This is a genomic window from Streptomyces sp. CBMA156 (assembly GCF_014596515.1).
In the GTDB taxonomy this organism is placed as follows: domain Bacteria; phylum Actinomycetota; class Actinomycetes; order Streptomycetales; family Streptomycetaceae; genus Kitasatospora.
In genome coordinates this window covers 12,697-34,508 of sequence record NZ_MSJQ01000062.1, presented here as the reverse complement: position 1 = coordinate 34,508, position 21,812 = coordinate 12,697, and the positions used below count along the sequence as shown (strand labels likewise).

Below are 21,812 nucleotides of genomic sequence, written 5' to 3'. Positions count from 1 at the left end.
CTGCGGCGCGACTGGCCTGTCAGCCATCCGGTGACTAGGACTCGCTAGTCCAACTCGCCATACGCCGCCACCCGAGATCCTTTCACTCTCGATTCGAATGACCTCTCTAAGATAGGCTTCCACTCACGCACCTCGCATATGAAGTCTTTTCAATAGGGCAATCACTGACCATTGGAGTCACAGGGGAGATGAGAGGTTCATGGCGAAACCGTCCTACAAGGTGCCGAGTTCGCTGAACAGGAGCTTCCTCGACCACGAGATCACACTGAGCAAGGGAGGTTGGGCAGCGAAGCCCTCGCCGATCAAGCAGCTGCTCTTCTTCGGCGGCGGCCTCCTCGCTCTGCTGTGGTTCAGCACGTCGACGTTTGTCGCGAGCTCGGGCCCAGTCGCCATCACATTCTTCGCCCTCTGGGGACTGGCGGCGATCGTCTACTTCGGTGGGCTGATGGAGACGAAGGAGCTGCGCATCATGCGGGTGCCGGCCTTCCTGGCGTATCTGCCCCACAAGGCCCGGCACGTCCTCGCCCGTCGTAGCTCGAACCCGACGGACTTCTACTCGATCGTCGGCATCGACGGGATCGACGAGGACGGGCTGATCCGCTTCTCCGACGGCGGCGAAGGCCGGGTCTACCTGATCGTCGGCTCGGCGAGCTATCTGCTCTTCGACGAGGACCGGATCGGGATCCTCGACCGGGTCGACTCCTTTTGGCGCAAGATCGAGACGACCTGCGAGCACACCTTCATCACGACGAAGGAGCCGCAGCGGGTCTACCACCAGGTGGCGAACCTGGAGCGACGCAACCAGGCTCTGGAAGTTCGTGACCCCGACCTGCTCGAGCTGCAGAACGAGCAGTACGACATCCTCACGCAGCACGTGGGCGGGAAGTTCCCCTCGATCCACCAGTACCTGCTGCTCAAGGGCAAGAACGCCGATGCACTGCGCAAGGGGCACCAGGTCTTCCAAGCCGAGGTCGGCGGCTCCACTTTCATGATCAAGGAAGCCGCAAGGCTCGACCGCGAGGATGCGGAGCCGATGCTGCGGGCCTTCTACCAGGGCATCGACGACGAAGTGCCCAGTCTCAAGGCGTCGCCGAACTGAACGGCGTCAGGCCGACCGACACGACCAGGAACGAACGAAGGACACCATGGCGCTGAAGACGAAGGTCCGGACACAGCTCGGCATCCCGGGGAAGAAGCCTGACGGGACGTATGACACCGCGGGGCCTGTGGTCGATGACCCGCGCGCGGACTGCGTTGCTGAGGCTGAGGGCGTGCGGGGCAGTGAGGCAGCTGACGGCTTCGTCGATGAGGCCCCTGAACCGAAGAAGAACTGGTGGCAGCGCCGCCGGGAGGTCAAGCACCTCCAGGGCACGTTCGACGCCCATCCGCATCTGCTCGCACTGAAGCCGAAGGAGAAGTACCTCTTCCGTTCCGACTACTTCGAGGTCGACAGCTCGGTCGCCTGCATCCTGGCGTACTTCCACGACGACGCCGCGCACGACGACTTCGCAGCCTTCTGGGGCATCGGCCGGATCCCGGACGGCCTGGACGAGCGGGTCACCGCGATCGTGCTCGAGCAGGTCAAGCGGATGGACGACAAGTGGATCGACTCATACACGAAACAGTCGGAGAAGCTGGAACGCCTCGATATCAGCGAGCAGGAGGAGACGGGCACGACCTCCTCCAAGCGCAAGGCCGCGAAGATCTCCGGTGACCTCGGGATAACGATCGGAGAGCTCCAGGACGGCGCGAGCTATCTCTCCGTACACAACCGGCTCTTCCTCAAGGCCCCCGATCTGGCGACCCTGGACGACACGGTCGACCGGGTCACGCGCCTGTACATCGACCGCTTCGGCACGCTGAAGGCTGCGCCCTATGCCGGCGAGCAACGCCAGGAGCTCTCGGGCCTGTGGAAGAACAACGAGAAGAAGAAAGGCAAGGGCTTCCACTTCACCTCGACCGAGCTGGCCGGCTCGTACTCGCTGGTGACCAACGGCCTCAACGACAAGGGCGGCGAGTACGTCGGCTACATGGTCGGCGACGTCAACAACAGCGCCGTGCTCATGGACGTCGACGCCTACGAGCACCACGTGATCGTCGCCGACGCCACGCTCAGCGAGTACCTCGACCGCCAGCGGGTGGCCAACATGTGGTGCTCGAAAATCTCGCAGGCCACGCTGCTGAACAACGGCCAGGTCGTCCACCTCGTCCTTGACGGAGCGAACCTCGACAAGCTCGGCCCGACGTTCGAACGGCTCACCTCGCGCGTGGACCTGAACCAGGGCGATGTGAACATGTTCGAGATGTTCGGCGAGGAGGAGGACGAACTGACGGTCTTCTCAGCCCAGATGGAGAAGCTCAAGCTGATGTTCGAGCAGCTCTACGAGACCACCGATGGTGCCGTCGGCTCGATCATCCGCAGCGCCCTCGAAGACACCGCCACGGACTTCTACATCGAGCAGGGTATGTGGCGGCACAACGCCAAAGAGCAGCGGCACCGCCTGCGGGTGGTGAACATCCCGCATGCCCAGGTGCCGCGTCTTCAGATGTTCATCTCCTACCTGGCGACCGCGCACAAGGCACTGCTGAACTCCACCAGGACCGACGCGGACCAGCTGCGCGCGTACAACGTGCTCAAAGGCATCGCCAACGCGATGCTGAGCACGAACGGCGACCTCTTCAACAACCACACGGCCTCGGCTGTGGACGGGGTCCGGGACTCCCGACGCGTGGTCTACGACTTCTCGCGGCTCATGCGCCGCGGCAAGGGCGTGGCGATGGCACAGCTGGTGAACATCGTCGGCTTCGCCGTCGGCAAGCTGGGACTCGGCGACACGGTGATCATCCACGGCACCGAACACATCGACGACCGGGTGAAGAGGTACATCCAGGATCAGTTCGACCACATGCACGAGCGTGGCGGCCGGGTGGTCTACAGCTACAACGACGTCGACAGGATGCTGGCCGACAGCGACTTCAACAAGTTCGACGCCGCGGACTACACACTCGTCGGCCCGATGCGCGACGGAGCGGTGGCGGAGTACCAGAAACAGCTGCACCAACGGATCCCCCCGGATCTCGCCCAGCTCATCACGACCAAGGGCGAGAACCTCACGTACCTGCGCCGAGGCGTCTCCAACGTGGTCTTCCACCTGGATCTGGCTCTGGGGATCAATCCCTACCGCGAGGCCCAGCGCAGGCGGGTCCGCCTGGAGGCAGCCAAAGCCGCAGAGATGGCGCGGATGAACACGATCATGCGCGACAAACCGGCGCCTGGCGCGAACCTGACCAGCGTTCGGAAGCACAGCACGGACGGTAACGATACAGCTGACGCGGACCAGGACGACGCGAGCAGGCGTAACGACGGCAAGAGCCTGCGGCAGCCCAAAAACGGCGCAAGGCGACCAGCAGAGAAGACCAGGCCGAAGAAGTTGGTCAAGACATGAGCGGGGCCAGCACCGATACGAGGGCGAGGAGTAGGGGAGCAACGATGAACGGGACGATCACGGCGGTGGAGCGGCTGCGTGCCTGGGCCGGCCACGGCGGTGGTACGGTCCGCCCGGGTCGGCTCACACGCGGGCTCGCCCTCGTACTCCTGGCGACGCTGCTCGTGTCGGCCTTTATGCTGGCGACCTCTTCGCCGGCGTCCGCGGATGACAAGAAGGAGCGCGACAACTACAGCCTCTACCAGCTGACCTCGAACGCGAGCTCGTACTTCAGCGAGAAGAACTCGCCGCAGAACGACAAGGGCATGCACGAGAACTGGAAGCCGGTCACGTCCAGCCCGGCTTCGGGCGGTTCCATGCTCGGCTACGCCGACCCGGAGTTCAGCCAGGGCAACATCGTGGGCTGGTTCTTCGCCGAGGTGTCAGGGTCCTCGCAGACCGTGACCTACGAGACCCTGGCCGCGAAGGATGACAAGAGCAACGCGAAGTACTCGGGCATGCTCGACTATGCGCACTTCGGGGCCGCGAACGCTGACCTCGGCCTGGACACGATGTCCTCAGGTATCGGCGGCCAGATCGTAAGCGTGATCGGAGGGTCGATCATCTGGATCCTCTACGCCCTGGCGCTGGCGGTCGGCACGTTGTTCTACGTCATCATCCAGTTCCTGAAGCTCATCAACCCCTTCATGTGGTTCTACAGCGCCGTGGCGGCGATCAGCCCGGCTCTTGCCGAGGGCATGACCGGAGGTGATACCGGAGGCGGCGCGCTTGCGGGTCTGCAGCACTGGATCAGCGGCTGGTACGGCCTGCTCGTCGACATCGCATGGCAGGCGCTCGTGCCGATCTTCATCAGCTTCCTGCTCATCGGGCTGGTCCTGTTCAAGAAAATGGACCGGGGCTCGGCAATCAAGAAGCTCACCGTGCGCGTCGTCTTCATCGGCGTCGGCCTGCCGCTCGTCGGCTCGATGTACTCCAGCGTGCTCAACAAGTTCGACGACTCCGTTCTCGGTCAGCACGCCGGCCCGACGCGCGTCGTGCTGAGCACCTACGTCGACTTCGAGGCATGGATGATGAATGACCGTCTCGGGGTTCCGGACCAGGCCACTGTTTCCTGGAACGGCGACCAGGCGAGCCCGGACGCGATGATGTCGGTCCGCACGAGCGCGCTGGCGATCAACAAGCAGTCCCACGGGGCGACGTTCAACAGCATCAATATCGGAACGAAGGCCAATGACGCCGAGTCCGCGTGGAAGGAGGGCACGGTCTCCGTCACCGGCGGCAATGCTTCGGACGACTTCAAGGCTGTGTTCTCCACCTTCGGGATCATCGGCAAGTACATCGCCAGCAGCGAGGTAGCAGCCTCCGACTTCGAGTCGGGGATCAAGAGCTCGATCACACAGCTGGACGAGAGTTCGGATGTCAAGAAGAGCTGGTTCGTCGACAAGAACAGCTACGGCGACGTAGAGAAGTTCGGTGAGGAGAAGGGGCCGAAACCGGTCAATCACCCAGTGATCTCGACCGACAGCACGGGTCTGACCTCCTCTCGTCCCGGTCAGGACTCGACAGTCTTTACCACGACGGGGACAAAGGCAGGCTGCGGCTTCACGGTGGGCAAGACGCCCTCCTCGTGCAACCTGTCCCCGCTGACGGCGTACAACTACCTCAACACCGGGTTCAGCTCCAGTTCGTTGACCATGTACTCGTCGAACAACGCCACCAGCGGGTTCACCCGTGAGAACCACATGGCCGTCAGCCAGGTAGGCACGGGGCCGGCGAAGTTCATGTACTGGGGCAACGCGGCCACGGTTCTGGGCTCCATCGTCCTGCTCGGCTTCTGGTACGCCATCGGCATGCTGGCAGGCTCGGTCAAACGGATCTTCGGCTTGGTGGCCGCCGTGCCCTTCGCGACGCTGGGCGCGCTGCAGGCGATCGCCAAAGTGATCGTCTACTCCACGGCACTGATCCTGGAGGTCCTCATCACGCTGTTCATCTACCAGTTCGTCTCGGAGTTCCTGATCTCCGTCCCGGGCATCATGGCTGGACCCGTGTCGAGTTTCATGAGCCCCGGCGGCCTGTGGGGTAGCGCTGTGCTCGGCGGGATCATCGTGGTGATCCTCACCCTGATCTCCTCGCTGGTGATCATTGGCATCACCTTCGCTCTACTACGGGTTCGCAAAACTGTGCTGCAGGCGATGGACGAGGTGGTCACCAAACTCGTGGACAAGTTCCTCGAGACGAACAGCACGCCGAAGCCGGACAAGGGTGGGCTGATGCCTGCTCTGGCCGCGGGTGCGGGGGCTGGGGCGGGTATGGCCATGGGCAACAAGCTCGCCAACGGGTTCAACAGCGGGACCAGCGGTCCGGTACCCCCGAGCACGGGCAAGCCCGCGGGCAAGACTGCGTCGACGAACGCCGGCGGCACGAACGGTGACACCATGGGGCTGACCACTGGTCAGCAACCTCTGGCCCTCGGGGGTGACGGCCAGGAGGGACCGGGTAGCCCAGTGCTGGATGGTGGTCCTGATGGTGGCTCCGACGGCAGCAGCGGCGTCAAGACTCTTCCGGGTGGCAGTGGTTCCGCCGGTGCTCACGGCGACGGGCCCGACGGCAAGGGTGGTCCCTTGCAGCTGACGAGTGGCGGAGCGGGCAGCTCGCACTCGGACAAGCAGACGGCGCAGGGGTTGCGTAACCAGGGCGGCTTGTCGAACCTCGGGTACACCTCGGACGGCAACAAGGTCATCCCCGGCGCGGTTCTGGCCTCGTCCACGGATCTGTCGGGGCCTCGCCGTGTCGCTCAGGGCCAGAGCGGTGCGGGTAGCACCGAATCTGTTCCGACCGGCACAGACCGTAAGGCTGGCGCTGGCCAGAAGGGCCCGACGCACAACCGGCCGGCTACACCGCAGCGCTTCAGCGGCGACGCTGCGCCTGCCCCGGCTCCTGCTTCCGGGCATCCGGTCGCCCCGAGCGCGCATCCGACGCGCCTCGCTCAGGGCACCCCCGCCCCGAAGCGGCTGGGAGCTGGCACGTCGGATCCTCGCCCCGTGGCCACTCCGGCCTCGGGTCAGACTCCGGCCGCCCCTGGTCCGCGGACTCCGACTCGGACGCAGGCAGCGCATCAGCCGGGCTCGACCCAGGCGGCAACGCCGACGCCGCGCCAGGCGCCCGCACCGCAGCCTCCGGCTCCTACGCCGAACCCCTCACCGCGGCAGGCCCCGGCTTCGCATCCTCGTTCGCGCCGGGTTGCCGATCCGTCCCCTCAGAACGTGGAGACCCCTGAACCGCAGCAGTCGCCGACGGGGCATCCTCGTCAGGGCCGGCGCGAGGAGTCACAGGACTGATCGTCCGGTCGAAGGCGAACGTGGGGGACTGACGCACCCGGTGCGAACGATCATCGCGATCGTTCGCACCGGGTGCGTCAGTCCTTCGAACAGTACGGGGAGAAGGAGCGGGGCATGGGGCCCGGGCCGAGGCTTCACGGCAAGTTCGGCTTCGGCTCGGCCTGCTCTCCTTCTGTGCATAGGTGCGACCCTTACCGCCCCCTCTCATTCGAGCTGAGGCTGCATCATCTTGCCGAGTTCGCGCTCGGCCATGACATGCAGCCGGCGCGCCACGTCTGTGCGCCGCGCATCAAGCAGCCAGGACGACATGGCGGTCTGTGACTGACTTCCCGGGCCCGGGCCCTACCCTCGACGGATGACCAAAAGCAACGAGATACCGGCGGGCGAGAGCACAGAAGCGCAGGATCTGAACGTCGAACTGGAGAGGTACTTCGCCTTCCTCCGCGACATCGGTGCCGCAAACCAGGACCCGGTCCTGAGCCGCATGGCCGAGTACGCCTACGGGTACGGGACGGCCAAGCTCGAGGACGGCGACTGGGCAGATGCCGCCAAGCAGCTCACCTGGCTGGTGAACGAGGCGTTCCGGTACGAGGACGCGACGGCTATCCCGGGTGCTCCGCAGGGCTGCTGACGCGCCCTACGCGGCGGGCCTCCGGCACCCGGACCCGCAGGTTGGCACCAACGGAATCGATCGCCGCGTGCACATCGGGCACGAGCGCGAGTACCGCGTCGACGGGAGCCTCCGGGTCGGCCTGCACCGCGGCCAAGGCTTCCAGTTCGATGAGCGTGGTCAGGTGATCCCACCACGCCTTCTGCTTCTCGCCGTGAACGTACCGACCGGTGAGCACTTCCAGCGGGCTCAGCGGCAGTCGGTCGTCGGGCCTTCCAGCCGGGATCAGGACACCGCCCTGTAGATCTGCCCCGGGGAGAGCGGCGAACTGCGGGCGTTCATCCAGGGCCACCTCCGCTGGAGCCCGAAAACGAGACAATCCACCGTAGACGCCAGAGGCTTGATCAGCTAAGGAGAGACAGAACCCCATGGACGCGATACCCACGGGATTCTGTGCTGCGCGGCCGGCCGAGTGAAACGTCGACGCTACTTCCGGCACTTGACCTTGAAGCCGCCCAGCAGAGCCTTGCCGGCATCAGAGTTGTCACGTACGTACGCGCTGCCGCTGATGCTGATCGAGGTATCGCTGGTTGAGATGGACTCGCTGCCGGTCCGCTTGTTGCGGCTGTCCTCTCCGGTGACCGTCCAGATGATCTGGGACCGATCCTTGTTGAACTCGCCAGTACTGGTCACGCCCGGCTCCTCGTAGACACCATCGCAGGTGTACTCATGATGCGAGATGCTGTTGCCCTTGACGACCAGCTGGCCGAGTTCGGATGTGCCGTTGACGTCCTTGACGTAATAGGTACCGTCGAGCTTGCCCGCGCTGTCGCTGCTTGCGCCGCAGGCGGTGAGCATGAGTGAGCCCGCGGCCAGGGCCGAGATGGACACGGCGACCGTGGCCCGCACCCTACGTGCGGTCCTGGTGATGCTCACGGCGATCCCCCTTCATTCGTTCCGGATAGTCCGTTTGAGATAGAAGGCCAGTCAAAATACCCATGTGCAGGTTACTTTGGCAGATCGGGACCGCCTCTCAGGCGCCCTCCCGGAGGCTGTTGAGCCGATGCTCAGTCAGTGCCAGGGCGACCTCGCACTGACTGAGCGCGTGTTCGCCGTCCTGGATGCGCCACCGCAGACGCTGCACGGGCGGGGCACTTGCTTCTTGGACTGCCGCGTCGCCGAGTTCACGCAGCTCTGCGTACGCCCCCTGCAGCTGTTCCTCGTGGTGCGCTGACCGGACCCTGAGACGGCCAGCCCGCTCTCCCCACCAACGCACCCGCGACTCGCGGTCGAGAGTGGTCTTCCCCTCGATCCAGGCACGGAGCTCGGTTGGGTCGACGTCACCCGGGAGCCCGGTGGCGAAAGGCCCCTCGGGCTCCGGCATGTCGATAGGGATGTGCGACAGCAGCACCGCGGGGGTCGTGTCGAGCACATAGGCGATCGCGACAAGATCGTCGACGGTCACGGGGCGAGCACATCGCTCCATCTCCGCGATGGCGTCGGCCGAGATCGGATGATCGAACATCAAGAGCACGTAGGCCAGTTCGTCGATGGTCAGCTCGCGCAGTTGGCGGTAGTGGGTGATGGCGTCGGACACAGCGAGGGCCGTGGGAAGGGGCGATGGCATGGAGCGATCGTAAGTGAGTAAGAACTCGCGCAGATAGGCGCGGTGGCGCCCCGGCAGCAAAGCAGGCACAGACCTTGGCGATCATGGAGTTGCAATGCTCTGTGATCGCTCGGCTCGATCCGCTGCACAGCCGGGCCGCGGTGCGGGAACGGCGGCCGGTGGTACGCCCGGCCGAGGCCGTCCGCCCCGGAGAAACCGTACTCCAGACGCAGGCCCTGCGGGCGGGCGGTACCGACGACCGCCTCCACGCCGGTGGGGGTGGCGTGGACCTCCGTCGTCCAGGAGCGCCGGTAGTCGCCTGTCTGAACTCCCGGGCCGGGGCGCCCGGACGCTCCGGCTCGGATCGCGGTCTCCAGGAGCATCGCGTGATGCCGTACCACCGCCGTCGCTGCCGGCACCGCGACGGCGGCCCGTGCCTTCAACTGCCCGGCCAGAACCCCGGCGTTGCTGCTCACCTGCGCCATCAGCCGTCAACCACGCCGTGCTCGCCGGGCTGCGGCACCCCGAGCGCCCACTCGGTGAGCTGGACGAGCAGCGCACGCACGAACTCGTGCGGGCCGCCGTCGAGAAGGTCGTGCCGCGCGAGGACAGAGCGTTCGATCTCGGCGGGGTCGAGGGCGCGCAGGAACGCGGCGGCCGCGGGGCCCGGGTCCGGGGCTTCGCCGACGACGACGCGCGCAGTGCCCTCCCACTCGGGGGCGGAGGTTGGGCGCAGCAGCAGCTGGAGCTCCGGCAGCTGCCCGGCGGTGTGCCGCAGCTCGTAGGAGTGGGCCTTGTCGGCGATGTCGTGGTCGTCGATCTCCAGACGGGCGGTCGGGCCGGTCGCCTGGATGCGGACATGCCGCTGCTCAGGGAGGGGTTGGTGGGGATCATGGTCCCGAGCGTAGAAGCCGCGACAGACACCCCGGGGTTACACGGGCTGGCACCACGCCCGGTCACCACCGCCGGTCCACGGAAGTCCCGGACCGCGAGTGGGAGCAGCAGCCCGACCAGCCGTGGTGGGCAAAGTTGGGCCTCGGCGACGACATCTGACCCGGTGGCAGGGCGGGTCAGGTGCCGGTGTGGGGCCTCGGGTAGCCCTGCCGCTCGCATGTGGCGGCTTCGTCATCGAGGGCGGCCACGGCGCCCGCTTCCCCGAGTACATCCGTCAGCATGACCGCGATGCAGACCGCGAGCATGTGGATGCGGTCCGCGAGCCCGAGGTCGGTCATCGCTTCGCTGAAGCTCACCTCCGTCGTGGCGATCCGGCGTACGGCGGTCGTCGTCTCGAACTCGGTGTCCACGGGCGCCACCGCGGCCACCGTGTGGAGGTCCGTCACGTTCATGGGCGGCTCCCCCAGCTCGCCGAGGAGGTCGTGGTAGTAGTAGTAGTAGTAGCCCAGCAGGGCGAGTACGAACCCGCGTCGTTCCTCGTCCAAGCCGTCGAGGCGCGTCGCGACCTGCGCTCGGTCCCGGGTCAGGTAGGCCCTCGTCAGGTCTATCCCCCGCCATTTCGCGTCCACCATCCACGGGTGGTCTGTCTCCGTCACGCGTCCACCTCTACCGGACGTGCGGGCTCTGTGGAGGCCTTTCCGGGTTGGTTCACCAGTTCGGGGTGGCGAGGGCGATTCAGTGGATCCGAGGCAGCACGACGGCCGGCGGTGGCGTCCTGCCCGTGCACCGGCGACGGCCATTTCGGACAGTTACCTATGGGGACAGTAAGCGAGCCTGCGGGCCCGTATCCGAAGTGCCCGCCGACCCCACTGGCCCGCCGGGCACTTCGCCCCGTACGGCGGGACGCGGCTACCCCTGGAGCGGGATGGTGTCGACGGTGTCCCAGCAGATCCGCCGGCCGAAGAGGTCGTTGCGGCCGGGCAGCGGGCCGTGGAGCCAGTAGACCTCGATGATGATGATCCGGTCCACGGTGAACGGGGCGTGGCCGGGACGGACGCGGTGGATGGCCTGGGCGAGTTTGTCGGTGTCGGTGTCGGCGGCCGCGTAGGCGGCGGTCATGTGGAGCACGCCGAGCGGGTAGTCGGTGGAGTCCGGGCCGAAGACGCGGTGGACGGCGCCGCGGATACGGTGCTGGAGGGCGGCGAGTTCGCCGTCGGGGTGGAGGTCGAGGCGTACGCCGGTGCGGTAGGCGATGGGCGAGCCGGCCCCTGACCCGGGCGGTGTTCCTGGCCGAGCAGCTGCTCGACCTGGTGGCCGGCGAGGAGGTCTGCACCGAGGTCGCCCAGGCGCGGGCCATGGCCCGCGGGCAGGACCCGCGCCGGACCCGGCAGGTCCTGCAGGATCGCAAGCGCTGGTATCAGCCCCACCAATGGGACCGGCACCTGCTGGAGGACCTGATCGGGGCGGATCCCGAGGCCGCGGCCACCGCCGAGCAGGCCGACTGCCTGCAAGCCTTGCTCCCGCGTGTGGCCACCCGGCCGGGCGAGCGGCCTTCCTCTGCCGTGCTGCCGGATCGGCTGCTGCCCGTCCCGGGTGTGCTGGAGCGGATGCTCACGATCGACGAGGGCGGAGAGTGGCAGTTGGCCCCACTCAAGGAGGAACTGCGGGAGATCGTCTGCGCCGCGCTGCCCGCCTACGCCGCCGCCGAGGGTGAGGCCGACGAAGTACCTGCTGCGTCCACGGTGCCGGTGCAGCGCGCACCCGGCGGGCTGGAGCCGGGGCGGGCAGTCACGCGCATCGAGGCCACCGCGGGCGTCCTGCACGCGCCGATGATGAAGACGTGGCTGACGGCCATCGTCCACACGATGTTCGACCTGACGGACCGGGCCGGCGAGCTCGCCGGGCACGGCATCGAGGCCGCCTCCAAACTCGCCGACGCGATCGGCCACCAAGGCGCCGGTACCGTCGTCCCGTTCGGCCCGCTGGGCCGCCAGCTGGGCGGGTTCCGCTTCGAGGGGCTGGACGACCCCGGCGCCCACGCGAGTTTGAAGATGGAGGTGCTGCGCGCCGACCCCCATACCGAGACACAGTTCCTCGGCAGCATCGTCTCCCTCGCCCTGAGCGGCCGCCAGCGTACCGTCCTGGGCATGTCCGCCACCGGCTTCATGCCGGGCGCGGCACGCACCCATCTGATCGCCCGCCCCGACTGGGCCATGCCCGACACCCTTGCGGGCGACCTGACCATCTTCAACAGCACCCCCATCGCCGACGGGAAGCTCCTGGCCGTCGGCAGCACGCCCTACCGCGAACGCGACCAGCGGGTCGTTTCGCTGGCCGCCGGCTACGCGCCGGGTCTGGTGCGCGACCTGGCCCGGCTGACTGCGGATGAGCGCACCCGGCATCGCGCGCGGGCCCTGATCACCGTCAACTCCTACCGGCAGGCCCGCCTTTTCGCCCAGACCCTGTACGACACCGCGCTCGCCCTCGGACGGCGGCTGCGGATCTACGTCGCCGTCGCGGACACCCCGGATCCCTCTCTGCCGCCGGTCTGCGACGCGATCGGCCAGCTCACCCGGGACCGTTTCGCGGAACTGGCCGACCTCGACGGCGAAGTGCTCATCTCGCCGCTGCCGCGCACCGAGCGGGGCCTGAACGTGCTGACCGTGTTCGAGGGCGTCGCCGTGTCGGCCATCACCCTCATCGCCATGGGCGTGCGGCCGGTCATGCCGGCCGACGGCCCGGCGGTGCTGGCGGCCAGTGTCGCCGCCCGGGCCTGGTGCGACACCGTCCCCGGCGGCGACGCCGCGGCCGTCCTGGCCCGGGCCCGCGCGACTGCCGACGCGCACCTGCGCCTCAACCTCAACGCGCCCAAGCGCTTCTCCGCCCTGCCCGACGAGCTGAAGTACGAACTCGTCGCCACCCTCCTGGGACAGAGCGTCCAGTTGGCTGGCCGCGGACGCCGCGGGCAGACCCACGTCGAGCTCCACTTCATCGACGGCGCCTTCCACGACCCCACCTGGGGATCCGACCTGCCCACCCTGGTCCGGGGCCTGCTTGAGCAGTCCCCGCAGGACGACCTCGCCCAGCTCGGCAGCTGCTACGGCCACACCATCGAGGAAATCGCCGAGTACGCCCACGCCCAGCACCTGCTGCCCGCGCTGCGCGCGGGCTTTGACGCCTACCTGGGAGAGTACGCATGAGCCGCCCGCTGGACAGCGTCGCCCGCAAGCAGGCCCGCCTGCTGCAGTTCCGCACCGCCCCTGCCGACCTGGGGAAGGTGATCGCCTACCGGCCCGACGCCCCCGTCATGGACCTGGCCGTGGAGCTTGCGCAGGAGTACAAGCGCACCGTCGGTTCCGGCCTGGACGTGCAACCGCCCTACCGGGCACTGGAGTGCGTCCTGCGTGCGGCTGCGGGCACCTGGGCGCGCTGGCAGTGGAACGACGGCTGCTACGAACTCCTGTGCGCTGCGCCGATCAGCACCGAGAACCGGCGCGACGTCTTCAGCTACTGGGCCGAGGCCGTGGTCCCCGGCCCGCCGTCCTGCCCCAGCCACCGCGCGCCGGCAAGCGCTCGCGCGGCTGGTGGCCGGGCGAACTTTCCCGCTGGCGCCTGGCCGAGGAACTCGCCGCCCTAGACTGGCCCCGCAACAACGGCACCCCTGTCCGCTTCGCCCTGTGCACCGACGGCCGCCTGGCCGCGGTCGGCCACGAGTTGCCCGCCGAACCCGACCGTAAGGGCATCGTGCGCCACCTGCTGCCCCGTATCACCATCGGCACCGCCGCCAGCGGGCACTCCCGGCGCCACGCGCTGACCGTGAACGCCGCCACCACCCTCCTCGCCACCTCCTGGAAGGGTGTCGCCACCGTCCTGCTGGCCAACCCCGACCAGCCGCTCGTCGTCGCCGCAGCCACCGACGGCCCGCCGTGGAAGCGCCGTCTGAACGTCCCTGCGGTTGCCGCCAGCCGCCGCCTGGCCACCCTACCCCGCCTGAGCTCGAACGTGCCGTCCTTCCCCGAGCACCTCGCCGACGACGCCCTCGCCGGTACCGCCCTCGGGCCGGTCTGGGCCGTCGCCCCGGCCAGCGTCCGCACCCCCGGCCTGGGCCGCGGACACGGCATGGAGTTCTTCCGCCGCGTCGAGGAGGCCATCGACACCAGGTGCGAGAAGTACAGCCACCGCAGCCCCGTGTTCATCGAGGTCCCCGGCATCAAGGTGCCACCCACCGAGAGCGGCTCACGCATCAGCAGACCGATCCCCCTCGAACGGATCCCCGCCGCTCTGGACGCCGCCGGCGTGGGTACCCTCCTCGTTCCCGTCCTGTGGAGCACCGACGAGGTCCGCGCCCGGGTGAAGGCCGCGATCGCCGCCCAGTGGGGCCTGGGCGAGGACTGGAAGGCCGTCGAAGGCGTCGCCGAACCCGCAGCTGGCGGGCGTATCGAGGTCGTCTTCCTCCACGACAAGGCCGGCGCCCTCGGCCACGGACCGAGCACCAGCGCCGAGCGCGAGCGGGACCTGGCCCAGATGCTCGCCCCTTACACCCGCGAGGACACGCGCGTCGCGGCGATCTGCGAGACCGACTGGGACCCCGAGCGCTGGTACCCGAGCGTCGAAGCCCGTGAGAAGGCCGAGGCCGAGGACGGCAAGTGGCCCTCCAAGCAGGCCCTCGCGCGCCTCTCAGCGACCTCCCAGTACATCAAGCAGGCTCCGCCACCGATCCCCACCCACACCCGGGAGGGCAAGCCCTACAACGAGAACTACCGGGCGAAGAAAGTCGCCTCCCGCCAGAGCGGCCTCGACAGCTCGACCGCGAACGTGCTGCGCGAGATCCTCAGCGGCGTCGGCGCCACCGACCACCGCCTGGGCGCCGCGTTCGGCAAACTGCCGCTCGAGAACTGGTGGCACATCGGCATCCACGTCCGCCGCCACGCCAGGAGCCACACACCCGGCAGGCGCCGCACCACCGAACCGGCACCGATCACCGCCACCCTCACCGCGATGCGCCCCACCGGAGGGAAGGACGACTCCTGGCAGATCTGGGCCTACAGCCCACAGGCCGGGCAGTGGCTGCCCCTCAGCCCGGCCACCACCGCCCTGCACGCCACCGACCTCGCTTGGGACGTCAGCAGCTATCCCACCACTGGAGACGAGACACTCCAGGCCCGCGCCGCCGCGGACATCGTCGAACAGGCCCTCATCGCCACCCGCACGCAACTGCCCGAAGCGGCCCCTGCAGTGCTCTACCTCGACGGTGACTCCGCCGAGTACATCTGGGCCGGCCTCACCGACGAAGCCCTGGGCCAGGACCCGCCCCCCGGCATGCCCCGCCCGGCGTCCTGGCTGCCCGGCCACAGCCTCCCCCGCGCCCAACGCCCCCTGGCCACCGTCCGCGTCATCGGCGACCTGGAACGCATCGGCCGCCCCACCGGAGCCCACATGCGCACCGGCGACGGCACCTGGCGCGCCACCGACACCACCAACAGCCTCTTCCGACTCGCCACCGACGACGGCACCCACACCTACCCCGACCTCCTGCTCGTCAACGTCCCCCGCACCTGGGCCGCCGGCCCCGCCGGCCGCTTCGGCAAGGACGAGACACGCTTCGACAGCGGCAGCCAGGGCAAGAACGGCTACGCCCACACCGCCACCCGGTTCACCGTCATCGCCCAGAGCGCTGACGCCAACTGCGACCTCATCGGAGGCGTCGCCGCCGTCCTGACCAACCAGGGCATCACCTCCGACGTCCGCCAAAGCACCCCCACCCCCCTCCACCTCGCCCGCAGGATGGACACCACCCACCCCTACTACCGCCGCACCGCAGAGAACACCGAAGACGCCCCAGACGCCGACGAGAACGGGAACACCGCGCAGGAGGAGACGACCAGCCTGTAGCCCAAGATGCGGGTCGAGCGTTACCGCTTCCGCGGAGCGCAGATCAGCACGCCTTACAACATCGACGAGGTCAATCCGGACGGGGCTCGCTTCCGCCGGACCAGCCACGACGATGCGGCCTTCGTCGGCCAGGTCAGCGAATACCTCGCCTGATCCACCGGATCACGTGGAGAGCCGGATGCTCGGCCAACGGGCACGTCCGGTTCGGCGGGCGGGGACGGGAAAACCGACACCCGAGAGGGTGCACGGCGTCCCGTCCCCGACCCAACACATCCCCTTCGAGTCCGAGGCCGCGAACCTGTTCTTCCAGCTGATCTCGAACCGCTACGAGAGAGCCAGCGTGATCGTCACCTCGAACAAGCCCTTCGGGAAAGCGCACATGTTCCGGCGAACCTGTGCCAGGTGGCGCCGAAACGGGGCAGGTTCCATCGATGACGCCGGTGCTGCATGATCGAACGATGCTGGTTGAGATAGAGAAGATCGCACAATTCCCGGGGAGCCCCTTGCTGGCTCAGGTCAAGACGGCCTTCGGGCACACCGCGGTCCGCTGGTGCGGGGATCCCGCTGCTGGGCCGGGCGAGTACCACGTGGAGTGGACTGTCGACGAAGACATCGCCTGGGGGCGGAACGCCAAGCCAGCTGCCGGTTCCGGGCCCGAGGTCCGGCAGGGCGGGCACTGCGTCGTCCTGCGGGGACGGCTGAACTCCACGGAGGACGGTGCTGCCCTGTTCGACTTGGACGGCACGCAGATCCTGCTGGACCTGGCCGCTCCACTGCCGGAGGGTGTCGGCGGCACCTGGGTCGAGCTCTATGTCGAGCGAGAGAAGATCGCCCTCTACCCCTATCAACTCTGATGAGACGTCAGGTCCTCGGGGTCTCCCACTGCGACAAGCGGGTCTCGTCGATGTGGTCAGCGAGATAGATCATGGTGGCTTCGGGGCCCATGCCGAAGGCGGCGGCAACGAGCTTGGGGTCCATCGTGTTGACCAGGTCGAGCAGGCGAGTGCAGCGGATCATGCGGGGCGGGAAGCCGCAGTCGTCGAGGACGTGGCTGACATAGGCGGTGGACGCCGGCCCTCGGCCGGACTTCGTTTGGCGGGTGACCATCACGTGCGGGTTGTTGGTTCGTTGAGCCCCTCGGTGGGCCAGACAGCGTTCGACCACGCTCCACGACGCCGGGTCCAAGGGCACCGGATGCGGACGGTCGCCGAGTCGGGCGGTCCTCGCCCTCAGGTCGAGATCGCCGGTCTGGAGCATCTTGACCTCGCGACTTGAGACGCCGTGCAACAACGCAAGGACGCCGAGCAGGGCCTCGTGCGGATGGATATCCGGGGCGGTGGTCCATCGGCGGAACAGCGCACGTTGCTGATCAAGTGTCAGCGTTGCCCCGGTGAAACCGCTCGGTCCTCGGGAGGTCAGACCGCGGGCGGGATCGACGAGGACGATCTTCCGGGACCGGGCGAAGCGGAAGAACTGCCCGAGCACGACCAGTCGGCGCTTTCGGGCCTTGGGCTGGTTGGTGAGGTAGGCCTCGATGTCGTGGACGTCGGTCAGTGCCCAGTCGTGCTTGCCTCGATGACCTGCGAGGAACCGAGCGAGGTCACGCACGATGGCCAGCGCCGCCTCCACGGTCGCATCGCTGCGGGGTCGGGTTCCGGCCCGCCGTGCTCGCTCGCGCGAGTGCATCATGAAGTCGGCGATTGCCTGCACCGGTGGCCGCAGGTCCTGGGGGACGGCGTCGATTCGACGTCGGCGGCGGCCGGCCGCGAGTCGCTCGGCCTGATCGGTGACCATGGCCAGGCCGTGCATGGTGAAGAAAGTCTCCAGCGCGCGGGCGAGAGTGCCCATCGAGCGTCCTGGCCGACGGGAGCGTTCGAGCACGGCCTGGGGATGGTTGGGCTGGCCGTCCAGGAGGAGCCGCCCCAAGGAAGTGATCATCGTGCAGGCTCGGCCGACGGAGTATTTGGCAGCGAGATCGGCGGCGAAGTCCCGCAGCCAGTCCGGGGGTTGGTCAAGTTCGGCGGTGAGGTGCTCGGCTCGGACGAAGGGCCGGTCGGGGTGACGTTGCCAGCAGGCTGAGCACAGTCCCAGGCCTGTGTGTTTCCGTACTCTGCCGCACTGTTCGCAGACCCGGGGCGGCTGCTTGCCCTGCCGGGGGCGTGAGCAGGTGATGCACCGGCCGGTGTCCGCCTGGAGCACGCGTTGCCGGCCACAGCGGGGACACGCGGCCCGGGCCGCTGCCTCCTTCTGCGAGGCAGTGCAGCGGCAGCAGTAGTGCCGGTCGATGAAGCCGACCGGGGCTCCGCAGCCGGTGCAGTCGCTCTGTTTGACGCCCACGATGCCGCCCTCGTTTCCGGGTCACAGGGGAGACATCGAACGGCCCCGGGCGGAGGCCGCCTTCGGCAGGTCGGCGACCGGTCGCGGCGGGACAGCTGGCTGCTCGACGGGGGTGGTGTCGACCTCGAACAGGTCGTTGGGGGTGCATTCCAACGCGGTGCACAACGCGATCAGGGTGGGCATCTTCACCTGGGAGGGCTCCTTGCTGAACAGCGCGGACACAGACGCGGAGGACATCTGCAGCCCGGCTCGTTCGGCCAGAAGTCGCTGCAGCTGAGTGCCGGTCCACACCTCACGCTAGGCGGCGGCCATCCGCAGGCGCCATCGGATCTTCATGCGGAGCTGTCCCCCTCGGCGGTGAGCTCGCCAAGCGTCGTGGTCACCGCGCGACGATAGGCATCCTCGATGAACGTCGCGGACGGACGGACATATCTCATCGTCGAGCTGACTGTCCAGTGACCAAGGAGTTGCTGGATTGCCACCAAGTCCACGCCGCGCTCGTAGTTGTGGGTTGCGCAGGCCCGCCGCAATGCATGCGGGCTGAACCGATCGGTCGCCGGGCGGCCTTCAAGCTCCATCAGATAGCGCAAGCGGTTGCGGATCGTCCCGCGGTGCAGAATGCCGCCGGACTCGTCCGCGAACAGCACCGGCGAGTCGGGGAACTTGCCGCGGACGTCGTCGAGGAACCAGTGCAGGACGAGGTCGAGCCCGTCCAGTATCGGCACCCAGCGCGGCCTGGGGCCGGAGGTGCGGGCGCCCTTGCCGAACCGCACGTGAAGCTTGCCGAACGGGCCCCGCGTGAAGTGGACGTCCGGGCGGTCCAGAAGCGATGCCTCTTCCGAGCGCAGGCCGGCGTGATAGAGGGTTCGGAACATTGCGTAGTCCCGGGCGGCGGGTGCGTACTTGCGGGCAGTCGGCATCCGGGCCTTGAGAAAGTCGAAGAACTCCGCCACCCGCTCGGGAGTCGGCGGCGGCAGCTGGGCCGGAGAGTCGTCCCCGACATGCCGGGACGCGTTGAACTCATCGACCGGGCAGACCAGGCGGACGCCGAACCCCGCCTCGATCTCGATAGCCTTGCGGACCTGCAGGAACCGGTGGAAGCCCTTGAAGATCTGCACGTAATCGCGGCGGGTCGATACGGCCCGCCCGGCAAGGGCCAGGTCACCGACGACGCGGTCGATGTCTTCGGGGGTGACGTCCCACGCCGGCCGGCCCAGCGCGGTGAGCGTTCGCTCCAGCAGCCCGATGTCGTTCTCGACAGTCACCGGGCTGAACCCGCGGGCGCGCCACGATCCGACGAACGCCTCAACGCACTCGGCCTGAAACTCCCACGGATCGGCGGTGACCGGCTCCAGCAGAACGGCACCACCTTGGACCACCCGCAGCTGGGCTGTCACCGGCACACCTTCCTCGCACCTGACCGATCAAGGCAACACCTGGAGAATCCGGGCACCACCACGAAGACCAACGAGGACCACGGACGATGGATACGGGCCGGTGGCAGCGGCGATCCACGAAAAGGAACATGTGCCAGCCCCAGATGAGTGGGGCCAGGTCTTCGGCGACGAGACCGTCGCCGCCGCCATGATCGACAGACTCGTCCACCACGCCGAGGTCCACTCCCTCAAAGGCGAGTCCTACCGCATGCGCGGCCGCGAACTCGGCCGCACCCCGACCACCAACAACGACTGAACACGACCGCACAATGGCCCACGATTGAACCGATCAGACCGGCCCGATTTCAGCCGTTGCCGACAAGCTCGCCGCGCGCAACGCGGAGGAGGTCCCCTAGAAACCGCCCTGCACTCCCCAGCTGGGGTGTTGCAACGATCCTAGAACTCAAGGACACGGCGCGGGGGCCTGCTGCATGCCCGGGGCTCCGGTGGCGTCCAGGACGCGGCGGATCGGCTTCGGGTCGACCCGGTGCTGCCGGGCGAGGGCTTTGACGGCAGCACCAGGTCGAACGTCTCGACCACCTTCGCCGCCTGGTCCGGGTCGAGCGTGGCGGGGGCGGCTGAGCGTCTTGACGGAGGCTTCGGCAGCGGCAACGCCTCGCGGGTGTTCTCCGAGAACACGCGTAGCCCCGGACGGTCAGTCCGCATACGGAGCACTGTCGTGCTGGATCCGGGTCGTGTTCGTCAGCCGCCCGGGCGACCCCCGGGCTCGGGGCGGCGATTCGTCCGGCCACCGCTCCATAGTCTTCGCGACGAGGAGAGGACGCGGGACCGCACCGGGCGGACCCGGCCCTTTCCCCCGAGAGGAGTTCATGTGATGAACAAGGTCGTCATGGGGGTGACGGGTGCCACGATCGTGGCATTCCTGGGCACCGGTCCCGCGGCCGTCGCGGTGCCCGCCGACGGGATGCCCGCCGAGTGGTGCGACAAGCACCCCGTTCAGTGCGGCAGGGCTCCGGCCGACCGGCCCGCCCCGGCGAAGCCATCGGACACCCCGTCGGCCCCCCGGCCCACACAGCCCTCCGCCCCGTCGGACCCCCGACCCGCCGGCCCCACCGATCCGGGGCCGGTCGTCGCGGATCCGTTCAACGCGGTCACGACCGACCCCGCGATCGCGAGGCCGGGCGCCGCCGTACGCGTCCGCAGCACCGCACCGTGCCCGGGCGGGACGCAGACCGTCCAGTCGCCGGCGTTCGCGGCACCGGCGACGCTGTCCTCCGCGAGCCCCTCCGGCGAGGCGGTCGTCCCGGCCACGGTGGCGCCCGGCAGCTATCCCGTCACGGCCACCTGCGACGGCCACGTCGTCGCCACCGGCACCATCACCGTCGCGGCCGCGTCCGCTCTCCCCGCGGGCGGCGGCTGGGGCTCGTCCGCAGGCAGCGAGGGCTCCGGCGCGGCCGCGGCCGGCTACGGCGCGCTCGCGGCGGCCGGTGCCGTCGCAACGGCCTTGGCATCCAGACGGATGCGCTGCAAGCTCCGCGGAGGTGCGACCGGTGCCTGATCGCAGGCCGCGCCGGTTCCGGCGGGCCTGCGAAGCCCTGTCGGGCGCGTTGCTGTTCGTCGCCCTGGCAGGAGCCGCCCGCAACGCCCTCGTCGTTTCCGGACCACGACCGCCCGCTCCGGCGCGGCCTGCGTCCCACGCCTCGGCCCAGGACAACGGCGCACCCGCTCCCGGAGCGCAGCACGCCGACACCCCCGCCCCCATGGCCCCCTCCACCCCGCTACGGGTCAGTATCGCCTCGATCAAACTCGAAGCCCCGCTGCTGGCCCTGGGCGCCGATTCCAAGGGCGGACCGGAACTCCCTCCCTACGCCATGCCGGACACCGCGGCCTGGCTGCGCGACACCCCGACGCCGGGCGCCCCCGGAGCCGCGGTCCTGGCCGGCCACGTCGACACCCCAGAAGGGCCGGCGGTGTTCTGGAAGATCTCGGCCGTTCCCGTCGGGGCGAGCGTCGACATCACCCGACTCGACGGGTCCACCGCGACGTTCACGGTGGACCGGGTCCGCGCCTTTCCGCGCAGCACCTTCCCGGCCGACCTCGTCTACGCCCACCCCAGCGGCGCCGAACTGCGCGTCGTGACCTGCGGTGGCACCTACGACCGTGCCCGCCACGAGTACTCCGACAACGTGGTGCTCTTCGCCCATCTCACCGGCACGCACTGAGAGTGCGGTTCGCGCCGTGATGCCCGATTCGCGATCTGGTCTGGGTGAGGTGCCCTGCTCGGTGGGGTGG

At 68.4% G+C, this 21,812-nt stretch carries 20 protein-coding genes and 1 pseudogene; 13 read left to right on the top strand and 8 right to left on the bottom strand.

Annotated elements, in window-relative coordinates; translation table 11 throughout:
- Positions 1–199: 199 nt before the first annotated feature.
- The 4 genes from BU198_RS04685 (at position 200) to BU198_RS04670 (ending at position 7,415) form a co-directional block, all read left to right on the top strand.
- The gene (locus BU198_RS04685; protein WP_188295545.1) at positions 200–1,099 is read left to right on the top strand and encodes a hypothetical protein; all 900 of its coding nucleotides are present in this window, start codon (positions 200–202) and stop codon (positions 1,097–1,099) included.
- Between the two features lie 46 nt (positions 1,100–1,145).
- Positions 1,146–3,446: a hypothetical protein gene (locus BU198_RS04680; protein WP_188295544.1), complete on the top strand. Its 2,301-nt coding sequence runs from the start codon at positions 1,146–1,148 to the stop codon at positions 3,444–3,446.
- A 44-nt stretch (positions 3,447–3,490) separates the two neighbouring features.
- Positions 3,491–6,784: a hypothetical protein gene (locus BU198_RS04675; RefSeq protein WP_223243926.1), complete on the top strand. Its 3,294-nt coding sequence runs from the start codon at positions 3,491–3,493 to the stop codon at positions 6,782–6,784.
- Between the two features lie 355 nt (positions 6,785–7,139).
- Complete coding sequence (locus tag BU198_RS04670) at positions 7,140–7,415, top strand: hypothetical protein (RefSeq protein WP_188295542.1); 276 nt, start codon at positions 7,140–7,142, stop codon at positions 7,413–7,415.
- Here BU198_RS04670 and BU198_RS04665 read toward each other — a convergent pair.
- The 5 genes from BU198_RS04665 to BU198_RS44180 form a co-directional block, all read right to left on the bottom strand.
- Positions 7,387–7,746 (bottom strand): hypothetical protein, encoded by a 360-nt coding sequence (locus BU198_RS04665; RefSeq protein WP_188295541.1) that lies wholly within the window; start codon positions 7,744–7,746, stop codon positions 7,387–7,389. The two genes, BU198_RS04670 and BU198_RS04665, sit on opposite strands and share 29 nt — an antisense overlap.
- A gap of 134 nt (positions 7,747–7,880) precedes the next feature.
- Positions 7,881–8,330 carry a hypothetical protein gene (locus BU198_RS04660; RefSeq protein WP_188295540.1) on the bottom strand — a complete coding sequence of 150 codons (450 nt, stop codon included), beginning with the start codon at positions 8,328–8,330 and terminating at the stop codon, positions 7,881–7,883.
- 97 nt (positions 8,331–8,427) lie between these two features.
- Positions 8,428–8,991, bottom strand: a complete 564-nt coding sequence (locus tag BU198_RS04655; protein WP_188295539.1) for a DNA-binding protein — start codon at positions 8,989–8,991, stop codon at positions 8,428–8,430.
- A gap of 1,079 nt (positions 8,992–10,070) precedes the next feature.
- Entirely contained in the window at positions 10,071–10,550 is a 480-nt protein-coding gene (locus tag BU198_RS04650) for a hypothetical protein (protein ID WP_188295538.1), read from the bottom strand.
- A 253-nt stretch (positions 10,551–10,803) separates the two neighbouring features.
- A complete protein-coding gene (locus tag BU198_RS44180) occupies positions 10,804–11,148 on the bottom strand; it encodes a 2'-5' RNA ligase family protein (protein ID WP_411293142.1) in 345 nt (114 codons plus the stop codon).
- A gap of 26 nt (positions 11,149–11,174) precedes the next feature.
- Here BU198_RS44180 and BU198_RS04640 point away from each other — a divergent pair, with 26 nt between their 5' ends.
- The 6 genes from BU198_RS04640 (at position 11,175) to BU198_RS04615 (ending at position 16,640) form a co-directional block, all read left to right on the top strand.
- Entirely contained in the window at positions 11,175–13,094 is a 1,920-nt protein-coding gene (locus tag BU198_RS04640) for a hypothetical protein (RefSeq protein WP_188295536.1), read from the top strand.
- On the top strand, positions 13,091–13,531 hold the full coding sequence (locus BU198_RS04635) for a hypothetical protein (protein WP_188295535.1): 441 nt from the start codon (positions 13,091–13,093) through the stop codon (positions 13,529–13,531). Before BU198_RS04640 ends, BU198_RS04635 begins: the two co-directional genes overlap by 4 nt.
- 77 nt (positions 13,532–13,608) lie before the next feature.
- Positions 13,609–15,786 (top strand): RNAseH domain-containing protein, encoded by a 2,178-nt coding sequence (locus tag BU198_RS04630; protein WP_188295534.1) that lies wholly within the window; start codon positions 13,609–13,611, stop codon positions 15,784–15,786.
- A gap of 6 nt (positions 15,787–15,792) precedes the next feature.
- The gene (locus BU198_RS04625; RefSeq protein WP_188295533.1) at positions 15,793–15,939 is read left to right on the top strand and encodes a hypothetical protein; all 147 of its coding nucleotides are present in this window, start codon (positions 15,793–15,795) and stop codon (positions 15,937–15,939) included.
- Complete coding sequence (locus BU198_RS44175) at positions 15,899–16,237, top strand: ATP-binding protein (protein ID WP_411293141.1); 339 nt, start codon at positions 15,899–15,901, stop codon at positions 16,235–16,237. Before BU198_RS04625 ends, BU198_RS44175 begins: the two co-directional genes overlap by 41 nt.
- Entirely contained in the window at positions 16,218–16,640 is a 423-nt protein-coding gene (locus BU198_RS04615; protein WP_223243924.1) for a hypothetical protein, read from the top strand. Before BU198_RS44175 ends, BU198_RS04615 begins: the two co-directional genes overlap by 20 nt.
- Positions 16,641–16,647: 7 nt before the next feature.
- On the opposite strand, the gene BU198_RS04610 is transcribed toward BU198_RS04615, so the two are convergent.
- The 3 genes from BU198_RS04610 to BU198_RS04600 form a co-directional block, all read right to left on the bottom strand.
- On the bottom strand, positions 16,648–17,634 hold the full coding sequence (locus BU198_RS04610; protein ID WP_223243923.1) for a hypothetical protein: 987 nt from the start codon (positions 17,632–17,634) through the stop codon (positions 16,648–16,650).
- A 510-nt stretch (positions 17,635–18,144) separates the two neighbouring features.
- Entirely contained in the window at positions 18,145–18,360 is a 216-nt protein-coding gene (locus tag BU198_RS04605; protein WP_411293140.1) for a helix-turn-helix domain-containing protein, read from the bottom strand.
- A gap of 95 nt (positions 18,361–18,455) precedes the next feature.
- On the bottom strand, positions 18,456–19,520 hold the full coding sequence (locus tag BU198_RS04600; RefSeq protein WP_188295531.1) for a tyrosine-type recombinase/integrase: 1,065 nt from the start codon (positions 19,518–19,520) through the stop codon (positions 18,456–18,458).
- 145 nt (positions 19,521–19,665) lie between these two features.
- Here BU198_RS04600 and BU198_RS04595 point away from each other — a divergent pair.
- From BU198_RS04595 to BU198_RS04585, 3 genes and pseudogenes are all read left to right on the top strand, one after another.
- A pseudogene (locus BU198_RS04595) lies at positions 19,666–19,815 on the top strand (ATP-binding protein); the annotation flags it as partial.
- 579 nt (positions 19,816–20,394) lie between these two features.
- A complete protein-coding gene (locus BU198_RS04590) occupies positions 20,395–21,078 on the top strand; it encodes a hypothetical protein (protein WP_188295530.1) in 684 nt (227 codons plus the stop codon).
- A complete protein-coding gene (locus tag BU198_RS04585; RefSeq protein ID WP_188295529.1) occupies positions 21,071–21,742 on the top strand; it encodes a class F sortase in 672 nt (223 codons plus the stop codon). The genes BU198_RS04590 and BU198_RS04585 overlap by 8 nt, the downstream gene beginning before the upstream one ends.
- Positions 21,743–21,812: the final 70 nt, after the last annotated feature.